The sequence below is a fragment of the Bacteroides mediterraneensis genome (assembly GCF_016900355.1).
Classification (GTDB): domain Bacteria; phylum Bacteroidota; class Bacteroidia; order Bacteroidales; family Bacteroidaceae; genus Phocaeicola.
Map to the genome: position 1 here is coordinate 44,578 of NZ_JACJKA010000025.1, position 11,247 is coordinate 55,824.

Genomic DNA, 11,247 nt, shown 5'->3' on the forward strand with positions numbered 1-11,247 from the left:
GATAGAATGTATAAAAGAGGAGAGAAGATTTGGGTGGTTGGTGTGAGCCGCGGTAATGAGTATTCCCCGAATCATGTAGACAATGACGCTGCCATCATCCGACTGGCAGCAGAAGCATTGGAGAAAATGGGGTGTGAGGTCACTATGTATCCGGAAAAGGAATTTGTGACTAAAAAAATAGAGGCAAAGTTTATCTTTGACATGGCACGTGATAGAACCACCATCGAACGGTTGAAGGAATTGGAAGCTGACGGAGCTGTGGTTGTAAATTCGGCCTATGGCATTGATAATTGTGTTCGTCAGCGGATGACGGAACTGCTGATGGCAAACGGAGTGCCCCATCCGCAGAGTTTTATTATTCCCACCGACGGGAAGTTTACCCCTTCCATTTTCCCTTGCTGGATTAAGCGGGGCAATTCGCATGCCATGGTGAAAGAAGACGTGGTATATGTGGAATGCCGGGAAGAAGCCGAGGTGGTGATGGCCGATTTCCGGAAACGGAACATTCCGGTGGCCGTGGTCAACGAACACCTGGTAGGAGACTTGGTGAAGTTCTACGGCGTGCAGGGAACGGATTTCTTCTACAGTTTTTATCCCACGGAACAATCACACAGCAAGTTCGGTTTGGAAGCCATCAACGGAGAGACGCGTGGATTTCCTTTTGACGTGAAACAGCTTCAGACTTATGCGAACAAGGCCGCTGAAGTGCTGAATGTTCCTATCTACGGAGGTGACTGCGTGGTATCGTCCACCGGTGAAATCCGTATCATTGATTTCAATGACTGGCCCAGCTTTGCCCGCTGCCGGGTGGAAGCCGGACCGGAAATAGCCAAATGTATTTATAACCGCATCATGCACAAATTAGAAAAAGAATGAGTACGGAGAAAAAAGGAGTAGAGGCTTCTTTCAAGTCCATGGATACAGAAGAGCTTCTGGACATCCATTTCAATCGCCCCATCGGTTATGTGTGGGCTTTGTTTTTCCAGCGTTTCGGCGTTCATCCCAATGTGGTGACCATCCTGTCCATCATCCTCGGGGTGGCGGCAGGGGTGATGTTCTATTATCCCGATATGACCCATACGCTGATTGGTATTTTCCTGCTGATGTGGGCTAACCATTATGACAGCTGCGACGGACAGTTGGCGCGTATGACCGGAAAGAAAACCCGCTGGGGACGTATGCTCGACGGATTTGCCGGCGACCTTTGGTTCTTCACCATCTATGTGGCCATTTGCTTGCGCCTGACCAACCAACCGCTTCCTTTCCATATCGGAGAGGCTTCCGGGCAGACCTGGAGCATTTATATCTGGTTGATTGCCCTGTTCTCCGGTACGGTGTGCCACAGCAAGCAGTGTACGCTGGCCGATTATTACCGTAATATCCACTTGTTTTTCCTGAAGGGAAAGGCCGGCAGTGAGCTGGACAATTTCAAGCAGCAGCGCGAGATTTTCCACAGTCTGCCTTGGAAAGGCAACTTCTGGTGGAAGGCTTTTCTGTATTTCTACGGCAACTATACCCGCAAGCAGGAACAGATGACGCCGAACTTCCAGCGTTTCTATGCCTTTGTGCAGGAGCGTTATGGCGACAACATCCCTCAGGCACTGCGCGACGAATTCCGTGCCCTGAGCCTCCCGCTGATGAAGTACACCAACATCCTGACCTTCAACACCCGTGCGATAGCCCTTTACATCAGTCTGCTGATTGGGGAGCCGTGGTTGTACTTTATCTTCGAGATTGTGGTGATGACTTCCTTGTTCGTGTACATGCGTCACCGTCACGAAGCTTTGTGCGCATTCCTTTATCATAAATACGCCAAATAATGAAAGAGAAATTTCGTAACATATTCTGGTTCTTCGGTATCTTTGCCATCGTGGTCATGCTGTGCACGTTCGACATGGACTACCAGGAACTCTGGCAGAATCTGCGGAAAGCCGGTATCTGGTTTCCGGCCGTTATCCTGCTGTGGGTGTTCATCTACTACCTGAACACCTGGTCGTGGTATGTCATCATCCGTGACGGGAAGCATGCCAAGGTGCCTTTCTGGAAAGTCTATAAGTTGACAGTTTCCGGCTTTGCCCTGAACTATGCCACTCCGGTGGGACTGATGGGAGGGGAGCCGTACCGCATCATGGAGCTGACCCCTTACGTGGGAGCCAGCAAGGCCACTTCGTCGGTCATCCTCTACGTGATGATGCACATCTTTTCCCATTTCTGCTTCTGGTTGACGGGCGTGGTGCTGTATCTCATTTTTGAACCGATGAACTGGGGAATGGGTATCGTGCTGGCGGTAGTAGCCTTCTTCTGCCTGCTGGCCATCTATTTCTTCATGAAAGGCTACCGCAACGGAATGGCCGTACGCACGTTCAAGTTGTTGGGCCATGTGCCCTACGTGAAACGCTGGGCTCATCGTTTCCTGACGGAGAAAAAGGAATCGCTGGAGCGGGTGGACGCACAGATAGCCGAACTCCACAAGCAGCGGAAGAGTACGTTCTACGTGTCGTTGGGACTGGAGTTCATGGCTCGCATCGTGAGCTGTGCCGAGGTGTTCTTCATCCTGAATATCCTGACCGACCACGTGAGTTTCCTGTCGTGCATCCTGATTATGGCCTTCACCTCCCTATTTGCCAACCTGTTCTTTTTCTCGCCCATGCAGCTGGGTGCCCGTGAGGGAGGATTTGCGCTGGCCGTGGGCGGACTGGCCATCCCGAGTGCGTTCGGTATCTATACCGGACTGATTACCCGTGTGCGCGAATTGATTTGGATTGTAATCGGAGTGTTGTTGATGAAAGTCGGCAATGGAACCCAAAATACTACAAAAAAAGATGAATAAACTGACAGATGTGAAAGGCGTAATTTTTGATTACGGAGGTACGATTGATACAAACAGCCGCCACTGGGCGGAAGTGCTGTGGAGCAAGTATGAGGAATTTCAGGTGCCGGTGGACAAAGCCAGCTTCCGTGAGGCGTATGTACACGGCGAGCGCACGCTGGCCCGGGTGCCGTTGGTGAAGCCGGAGCATAACTTCCACGATGTACTGCGCATCAAGACCGACATTCAGGTGAAATACCTGGTAGAGCAGGGCAAGCTGGACGAAGCAACTACCAGCCGCGAGCGCTATGCCGAAAAGGTGGCCGACAGTTGCTATCGCTACGTGCTGGATGTGTTGGAGCGTACCCGTCCCGTGGTGAAGACCCTTTCCGAACGCTATAAGCTGGTGCTGGTGTCCAATTTCTACGGAAACATCCAGACCATCCTGAAAGACTTCGGCCTGTTCGATTTCTTTGCCGACATCATCGAGTCGTCGGTGGTGGGCGTACGCAAACCTGATCCGGCCATTTACCGCTTGGGCGTGGAAGCCATGGGCCTGCCCGCCGAGAATGTGCTGGTGGTAGGCGATTCCTTCTCGAAGGACATGGTGCCTGCAAAGAAAGTGGGCTGCAAGGTGGCCTGGCTGAAAGGAGAGGGCTGGGGAAATGAAGAAATAGACGAAACCCTTCCGGACCTCATCATCACCGATTTGCCGGAATTGCTGTCGTATGTATAAGGAGGGGCACGGATGAAAAAACAAGGAGTTGCCCTGGTGGAACGCCAATACCTGTTCCCCTTTGTACTGATTACCTCACTCTTTTTCCTGTGGGGATTTGCCCATGCCATTCTGGACGTGTTGAACAAGCATTTTCAGGAACTGCTCACCATCACCCGTACTCACTCGGCCATGATTCAGGCTACGATGTACATGGGTTATTTCATCATGGCCATCCCCGCCGGATTGTTCATCAACCGTTACGGATACCGTCGGGGGGTGGTGTTAGGACTGTTGCTGTATGGCGTCGGCTCCCTGCTGTTCATTCCCGGACAGCACTGGATGTCATTCAATTTTTTCCTCTTCTCCCTGTTCGTCATCGGATGCGGACTGACCTTCCTGGAAACGGCCGCCAATCCGTATGTCACAGAATTAGGAGCGAAGGAGACCGCTGCCAGCCGCTTGAATTTCGCCCAGTCGTTCAACGGACTGGGATGCATCTTTGCCCCGATTCTGACAGGAATTCTCCTGTTTGCCGACGAGGAAAAAGGGGCCAGCGGCAATGTGGCCCTCCCGTACGCTGTGATGGGTGTGATTGTGCTGTTGGCCGCCTTGGCTTTTGTGCGGGTGCGCTTGCCGGAAATTCCTCACGAGGAGGAGGTAGACAGCGAAGGAAACCGTGTCGGCCTCTGGGCCCATAAACTGTTTGTTTTTGGCCTGATTGCCCTCTTCGCTTATGAGGTGGCCGAGATTTCCATCAACAGTTTCTTCATTAACTACGTGACCGAGGTAGGATGGATGAACGCTCGCGATGCCTCCCTGATTCTGTCGTTCGGCGGACTGGGACTGTTTATGGTAGGACGTTTCGTAGGGAGTTGGATTATGCGCCGTGTGCGGGCTGAGAAAATGCTCTTCTGGTGCGCTACGGGAACGGTAATTACTACTTTGTTGGTGATTCTCGACCTGGGGTCTGTGTCGTTTGTGGCCCTGCTTTGCGGTTATGCCTTTGAAGCCATTATGTTCCCCACCATTTTCGCTCTCTCCTTGAAAGGACTGGGCAGCCATACGAAGCGCGCCTCTTCCTTCCTGATGATGTCACCAGTAGGTGGTGCTGTGGGTCCCGTACTCATGGGACTGGTAGGCGATTATGCCGATATGCACTGGGCCTTTGTGGTACCCTTTGTTGGCTATGTAGTGGTGTGGTGTTATGCCCGTCACATGATGCGTCTGAAAAACTGAACCTGCCCCATCGGGGGCTACAAAATAAAAGAAGCGCGGAACTTGAGGTGTCTCCCGATACCCTGGGTTCCGCGCTTCGGCGTATTAAATGATAAGTATAGAATTGGGGATTATTTACCTTGTGGAGCCTGAGGAGCTTCCGGACATTGGTTCGAACATCCCGGAGCTGGCATCTGTCCCGGCTTGCCCATTCTTCCCTGCATCATCGGGCAGGGCTTCTGTCCCATGCGCTTGTGCATCTTTCCCGGACGGTCCATGCTGAACACCTTTTCCAGTTGACGGGCATTCAGGATTTTTTTGAAGGAATTGTAATACTTCTTCTGTGTGTCGAGCACTTTCTGACGTATTTCAAACCGCTTTTCAATGTCCTGCTGAATCTGTGCGTCGGTCCGTTCGCACGGTTTTACCTTTTCACCTTCCGGGGCCGGACGGCAATCCTTCAGCGCGGTCAGATACTCCTTGTAGAGGGTGGTGAACTGAGCCAGTTTGGCATCGTCCAGCATCAGTTGTTTGCCCATGCGGGCAGCCTGCATATCCATCCGCTGTTCCGGTGTCATTTTAGCACAATTTTCTTTTCCAGCCTTTGCCGGACACGTTTTCTGTGGAGCGTTTTGCGCCATCATGCTGCCACATCCCAGGCATGCAGCGAGAATCAATGTAGAGAATAAACGAGTTGTTTTCATTGTTGTCATTTTTTTAAGTTGAACATTTTGTTTCCAGTGCACTTACGACTCTAAGACAACCAGACCCCCTCAGGGTTTATTGAAAAATCCCACTTTTAACATTTGAAAGGGAAATGAGAATGGAAATGTGAATTTTTTAAAGGATGACGGAGTAATGATGAAAATTACTTGCGAAAAACGCCTCTTGTGGCTCAGGTTTCCGGGCCTGAAAAAACGCAAGTGCGTTTGGACTCAAGCGCCTTTGCGTTTCAAGACAAACGCCTTTACGTTTTCCTTCAAACGCACTTGCGTTTTGGATGAAACGTCCTTGCGTTTTAGTTGAAACGCAAAGGCGTTTTTCAGGCGAAAATCTGCCGATTCATAAATACTTAAAAATCAGCTTCTTTTACAATTTGGATTTTCTCTCCCGTCACCGGATGTACGAACTCCAGCGCGGCGGCGTGCAGGTACAGACGGTCGGACGGCTGGCCGTAGAGGTCATCGCCCACAATCGGATGATTCAGTCCTTCGGGATGCGCAGCATGTACCCGGAGCTGATGCGTGCGCCCCGTATGCGGATAAAACGTTACTCTTGTCTTCCCATCCTTGCGCTCCAGTACCCGGTAGGATGTGACCGCCCGTTTCCCGTATTCTTGGCTCACCATCTGGCGCGGGCGGTCCATCGGATTCGGACAGAGCGGCAGGTCGATGATACCCTCGTCCGTTTCCAGTTCCCCTTCCAGGATGGCCGTGTACCGCTTGCGGATGAGACGCGTCTCGAAAAGCGCCTGAAGCTCCTTGTGTACCTCTTTCGTCTTGGCTGCCAGCAACAGTCCGGACGTCGCCATGTCCAGCCGGTGCACGATGAGCGGTCCGGTAGCCTTGGGGTAGAGGTTGTGCAGCCGCTGGAGGATGGAATCGAGGTCGTTCTTGCCCGGTACGGAAAGCATGCCCGCCGGCTTGTGTACCACCACCAGCCACTCGTCCTCGTAGAGAATCTCCAATGCCGTTTGTCGGTGTACGTCCTCCTCCAGCGGATTCGGTTCGACCTCCAGTCCCACGAGCATGTGTTTCAGAATCGGTTCACACTTCCCCTTGCACGACGGATAGAAATGCCCCTCGCGGCGTATCTCGTCCTTGGGCGACATGCCCCACCAGAATTCCCCCATGGCTAGGGGCTGGAGATGATGCAGGTACGCATACTGGAGCAGCTTGGGCAGGGCACATTCCCCCGCTCCGGCAGGCGGCGTCTTTTGCGGAGTGGCCCGGAAAATCTCACACAAATCTTTCACCTCGCCCCGGGCGTTGAGCATCCGGAACTGGGAAAACAGCCGCAACTGGAGAGCCGCCGAGCGTGTTTTCCGTTCGTGGCGCAACGCCTGAATCTCCTGGTCGAGTGTCTGGAAAGCCTCTCCGGCCTCCTGCACCTTCTCCTTCAGCCGCCGTTCCAACCGCTTGAACTCCGCTTTCTGGAACTGGCTTTCGCGCGACATCGCTTCGGCCTCTTCGGGAGACACCCCTCCTTTTCGCCGTTGTTCCCGATGGGCTTTCTCCTCTTTCAGTTTCTGTTTCTCACGGGTCAGTGTGACCTGGGCCTCTTCTTCCGCCTGCTTCCATGCCTCCCGTGCCGAGCGGTAAGTCTCGCTGGCCTCCAGTGCCGCAATCTGGTGGTTGATGCCCGAAATCTCCGCCTCCTCGATGCGGAAGAACCCGTCGGGTTGCAGGAGGTCGTACACCGGCGGCACGAAAAACGCGTGGTGGTTGCTCCCGGCCAGGTTGCCCGAGAAAGCAGCCAGGTAACCCAGCTTTCCTTCTGTATCCTGGATGACCAGTACCCCGAACATCTTTCCCTGCCGGAGCTCTTCCTGCCAGTCGTCTCGTGTGAGCAGGTATTGGCGCACCTCTTCCGCCGCCAGTCGGGTGAGCGGGTGAGGGGTGTAGTGGAAGGGGAAAGTGAAAGCCTTGGGCAAGGCGATGCCTTCGGTCGGGGTGTGGAAAGAATGGATCATGGTGAGAAATTCAGTTCGTTTTTTATTGCGGGAGCAAAGGTACGAAGAAAATGGCTTTTATAAAAATGAAATCATATATACCCTATATATCGTATATATTTCTTATCTTTGCGAAAAAGAAGATTATGGAAGCAACCGTTACTCATCGAAGAAAGATTATTGACCTGAAAGAAGATACTTTTAAGGCACTTTCAGTCATGGCAGCCCGGCAGGGAACGAACCTGAAGAAGCTGATTGAGAATTTGCTTGACAAGACAGCGGAGGAATACGATGACAGTGAGGCTTACCGTTATTTGTCAGAAAACTATCCGGACGGGAAGGTCAAGCTGGAGGAAAAGGAGCGTAAGGAGTTTATGGACTGGTTGGGCGTGACTGAGAAATGAGAGTTGAATTTTCAAAGGAGTTTGAGAAGTCGGTCCGCAAGCTCTCTGGAAAGATGTTGGAATCCGTACGTGAGGCGGTTCAAGAAGTGATGGATGCGGAAGGCATCGAGGAACTGACGGATTGCAAGAAGTTAGTGGATTACGATTTCATTTACCGTCTGAGAATAGGCAGTTACCGTGCCTTTTTCAGCTTTCATGTGCAGATTGTGGATGATTGTGTGATGTTTCTCTATCTTGTACCCAGGGGACAGGCATACGACAAGAAAATGGAAAAGAATCTGCAAAGAAAAGATGTGTGACTAGGGTTTGTTGCTTTGCAAATGCTTCCGTAGCAATTCTTCCGATACTGCCATTTTTGAAACAAAATCCGGATAGTCGGCAGCCTGTTGGGGAATGTGGAACAAATAGGTTTCCAGTTCCGCGTTGTCATCTTCTCCATATCCTCGCAAGGAATGTCGCGTGATAGCATGCGCTTGCAAGGTGGGATGAATCAAAATGCCCTGTTTTCCTCTCAACCGATACATGTACGTGATGAGCTGATGTACATCCTCTCTTTTCTCTGTAGTCATCTTGTATTTGGCATCCACGATTGTTCCGTCGGATTTCCGGAAAAAGTCCAGGTAACGGGGAAATTTGTGCCCTTTGGCCAAGTAGATGCGTCCGGTACCTTTTTTGTTGTTGGGATGCGTGAATCCTTGTTTTGTGAGGATAGTGGCGAGGTATTCCTCCCACAAATAAGCCGCATCAAACAGAATGCCGTGTATCGGATTCTCTTGCTGCCCGTATTTGATTTTTTCGTGTCGCAGTATCCGTAAACAAAGTTTCTGAAGAGGCGCATAATGAGTGAAGTAAGGGTGAGGAATAATCTTCAAGTTGTGTCTGATTACGTTTTCTCTGTCTTGCCGATGATAGTTTGGGGTGGCGGTCCTTATTTGGCTCACATTGTCTCGGGTCTGGGTGTCGCTTTCCAATAATGCTCTTCCGAATCGGGTGGTGCAGATATATTCGAGGGTGTGACGTATCAGCTCAGTCACTTGGTTGTCCAGACTGAACTCCCGGGTGCGATAGGCAATACGGCCATTAAACGGCAGGTTACATTTTATCTGTCGGGAAATGTCTATTACGCCGCGCACATTCGCGTCATTGTACGTATTCCGTTGGTATTCCTTGTAGACGCCTTGCGCCAGTGCCTCGTTAAGAAATTTGGGAAACAGATAGAGCAGAAAGTCGAAGACGGCTTCGTCGCTTGTTTCGTGTGGCATCCGGAAAAGGTTGAGGTACAGCACCTTTTGAAGCATGTAATGCAGGAAGAAATCTTCGCCGGTGTGCTGAACAAAACGCGACTGGATGGAAACGGAATGTTCGTTGACTCCTATAAATCCCACCAGATTGCCTGTCGTTAAGTGGACTTTTGTGCATTGCTTCCCTTTCCAATCGGTCTGTAAGGACATGAGAGGCTGATTACCTATTTTATCCTCACATTCCTCGAAAGAATAAGGGTAGATTAGCAAGTTGTTTCCACATTCATCCGTCAGTTCCGACAGGGTACGGTTGGCTACATTTTGTAGAGACAGGAATTCTTCAAGATTTTCCGATGTGGAAGAATAGGGTGAGTTATCCTTCAATATCATCTTTTCCTTCTTTTTGATAATACACTTGTTCCAGCATTTCTAAATTTTCCATGGCATTGGCCGTACCTCTCAGGTATTCAAACAGCACACCTTTCAGGTGGTTTTCCCAAAGGTGCTTGTAGGCTGCCTCCTTGTGGGTACGTTCGTTGTCCAGATAAAGTGTCAGTTTGCTGAAGTAGGAACCTCCAATGTGATATGCGGGGCTTAATCCTTCTATGCCCGTGTGGTTTTCTTCATCCCAGATGGCGGCATTCAGGCGCGTCATGACCTGAATGATTTCCTCTTTCATGTCTGTCAGTTTCTCGTCCAGCATCGCTGTATGCTCATTGGCTTTTATTTCCACCCAGGCAAAACGGCGGCGCATGGCGAAGTCCATACTCTCCACACTGCGGTCGATGTCGTTCATGGTTCCGATGATATAGACATTTTCAGGAACGTAGAAGCCTTCGTAGAACGGGTCGGATTCATCGGTAATCAGATTCTGATACTGGGTCTTGACTAATCCTTTTTCTCCGCGATAGCTTGGGTCGATGCTGAAGAACAGTTCCCCGAAAATTTTGGAGATTTCACCCCGGTTGATTTCGTCGATGATGAAGATGTATGGCTGGGATGGATCAGCCTTTTTAATATTCTCATTTTGGGGATTTGCTTCTTCGGTCGAAAAAGCATTTTTCTGAATTGATGAAGATTTTTCTAGTTGGGGGATATTGATGAATTTTTTGTTCATGTTCAAAAGTTCCTGAACAATACCCCTATAATAAGTATAATTTAATGTGTTACCAATAATATTACAAAAATCTTTAAAAGGGACTTTGGTTATATCTGATACATTTCTATCGCGGTAGTAATTGAAGATTTTTTGGACGTAATCTTCATTTATATAGTTAGAGGTAAAAGAACCACCTTTATTATACACTATGTCTTTTCCTGAGATTTGAAGCTCCATTTGACTTCTTGGATAGACTGTATAAAGAGTGACACTATGATTTTGTATTCTCTTCTTTAATTCGTCGTATAAGACATAAAATGAAGGTAAGTTTTCTTTAGAAAATGAGCTGGCAATGTGAGGTACTTCTTTAGGTGTATTATTGGGCTCGTTTGCTTTATTGGAAGTAGTAAATGTTTCAAGGAGTGTTTTCTTGCAAAACTCCTTGAACACTCCATCCTTTCTTTCAAACCCGATGTTTCCGTTTTTATCGGGAGGAGTAGGGCGCAAACCTTCCACAAAGTCTGTGTAGTCATACGACGGATGGAATTGAACAAATTCATATTCAGCTTCCATCTTGTCCGCAATTGCTTTGGCCAAATACGTTTTCCCTGTACCGGGTGCTCCTGTCAGAATAAGATTTTTATTTGCTTCCAGTAGTCGGATATAGTAGTCTAGATTTTTCTCTTCCATATTTTATAGTTGTTTGATAAAATATAGCGGGTAATACTAACCCATACAATATGGAAACAAAGTTAGAAAAAAGCTGTAATAGTTTGGTGGATATGAGTGCTTATTATTAATCTCATTTGTCGTTTTGCAAGGTTGTTCCACAGATTTTCTATAAATCTGTATAAGGAATATAGATGGTTGAATTTAAACGAGTTAGAAGAATTATCTTGTTTGGAAGTAATGAGTTAATAACCGTTCATATTGCTGCGGTTCGCATTGCTTTGCCTATTAGGGTCACTACTGTCCCGTAAAAGTGGATAAATAGTTCTTTGAAATTATTGAAATATAGTCAATTACACGGTCTTTTGAAATGAAACGGACTTGATTTTGCAACTTTGCAGTCTAATACAAATGGCTGCTA

At 49.2% G+C, this 11,247-nt stretch carries 11 protein-coding genes and 1 pseudogene; 7 read left to right on the forward strand and 5 right to left on the reverse strand.

Annotation, left to right across the window (positions count from 1 at the left end; all coding sequences use genetic code 11):
- Positions 1-6: 6 nt before the first annotated feature.
- Genes H6A28_RS12330 through fucP form a run of 5 tightly spaced genes read left to right on the forward strand, consistent with a single transcriptional unit; the run spans position 7 to position 4,763 of the window.
- Positions 7-876 carry a hypothetical protein gene (locus tag H6A28_RS12330; RefSeq protein WP_204476389.1) on the forward strand — a complete coding sequence of 290 codons (870 nt, stop codon included), beginning with the start codon at positions 7-9 and terminating at the stop codon, positions 874-876.
- Positions 873-1,820, forward strand: a complete 948-nt coding sequence (locus tag H6A28_RS12335) for a CDP-alcohol phosphatidyltransferase family protein (protein WP_204480632.1) — start codon at positions 873-875, stop codon at positions 1,818-1,820. The genes H6A28_RS12330 and H6A28_RS12335 overlap by 4 nt, the downstream gene beginning before the upstream one ends.
- A complete protein-coding gene (locus tag H6A28_RS12340; RefSeq protein ID WP_204476391.1) occupies positions 1,820-2,830 on the forward strand; it encodes a lysylphosphatidylglycerol synthase transmembrane domain-containing protein in 1,011 nt (336 codons plus the stop codon). Before H6A28_RS12335 ends, H6A28_RS12340 begins: the two co-directional genes overlap by 1 nt.
- Entirely contained in the window at positions 2,823-3,545 is a 723-nt protein-coding gene (locus tag H6A28_RS12345; RefSeq protein ID WP_204476392.1) for an HAD family hydrolase, read from the forward strand. The genes H6A28_RS12340 and H6A28_RS12345 overlap by 8 nt, the downstream gene beginning before the upstream one ends.
- A 12-nt stretch (positions 3,546-3,557) precedes the next feature.
- A complete protein-coding gene (fucP, locus tag H6A28_RS12350) occupies positions 3,558-4,763 on the forward strand; it encodes an L-fucose:H+ symporter permease (RefSeq protein WP_204476393.1) in 1,206 nt (401 codons plus the stop codon).
- A 110-nt stretch (positions 4,764-4,873) separates the two neighbouring features.
- Here the strand turns inward: fucP and H6A28_RS12355 are convergent, their stop codons facing one another.
- Both H6A28_RS12355 and H6A28_RS12360 read right to left on the reverse strand, forming a co-directional pair.
- Complete coding sequence (locus tag H6A28_RS12355; protein ID WP_204480634.1) at positions 4,874-5,446, reverse strand: hypothetical protein; 573 nt, start codon at positions 5,444-5,446, stop codon at positions 4,874-4,876.
- Between the two features lie 368 nt (positions 5,447-5,814).
- On the reverse strand, positions 5,815-7,434 hold the full coding sequence (locus H6A28_RS12360; protein ID WP_204480639.1) for an RluA family pseudouridine synthase: 1,620 nt from the start codon (positions 7,432-7,434) through the stop codon (positions 5,815-5,817).
- Positions 7,435-7,559: 125 nt separating this feature from the next.
- Here H6A28_RS12360 and H6A28_RS12365 point away from each other — a divergent pair, with 125 nt between their 5' ends.
- Both H6A28_RS12365 and H6A28_RS12370 read left to right on the forward strand, forming a co-directional pair.
- A complete protein-coding gene (locus H6A28_RS12365) occupies positions 7,560-7,817 on the forward strand; it encodes a hypothetical protein (RefSeq protein WP_204476396.1) in 258 nt (85 codons plus the stop codon).
- Positions 7,814-8,116 carry a type II toxin-antitoxin system RelE family toxin gene (locus H6A28_RS12370; RefSeq protein WP_204476397.1) on the forward strand — a complete coding sequence of 101 codons (303 nt, stop codon included), beginning with the start codon at positions 7,814-7,816 and terminating at the stop codon, positions 8,114-8,116. The genes H6A28_RS12365 and H6A28_RS12370 overlap by 4 nt, the downstream gene beginning before the upstream one ends.
- Here H6A28_RS12370 and H6A28_RS12375 read toward each other — a convergent pair whose 3' ends face one another.
- The 3 genes and pseudogenes from H6A28_RS12375 to H6A28_RS15205 all read right to left on the reverse strand — a co-directional run.
- Entirely contained in the window at positions 8,117-9,448 is a 1,332-nt protein-coding gene (locus H6A28_RS12375) for an McrC family protein (protein ID WP_204480641.1), read from the reverse strand.
- Positions 9,432-10,175 (reverse strand): AAA family ATPase, encoded by a 744-nt coding sequence (locus H6A28_RS15200; RefSeq protein ID WP_239465355.1) that lies wholly within the window; start codon positions 10,173-10,175, stop codon positions 9,432-9,434. Before H6A28_RS15200 ends, H6A28_RS12375 begins: the two co-directional genes overlap by 17 nt.
- A 471-nt stretch (positions 10,176-10,646) precedes the next feature.
- Positions 10,647-10,847: pseudogene (locus H6A28_RS15205) on the reverse strand (AAA family ATPase); the annotation flags it as partial.
- Between the last annotated feature and the right edge of the window lie 400 nt (positions 10,848-11,247).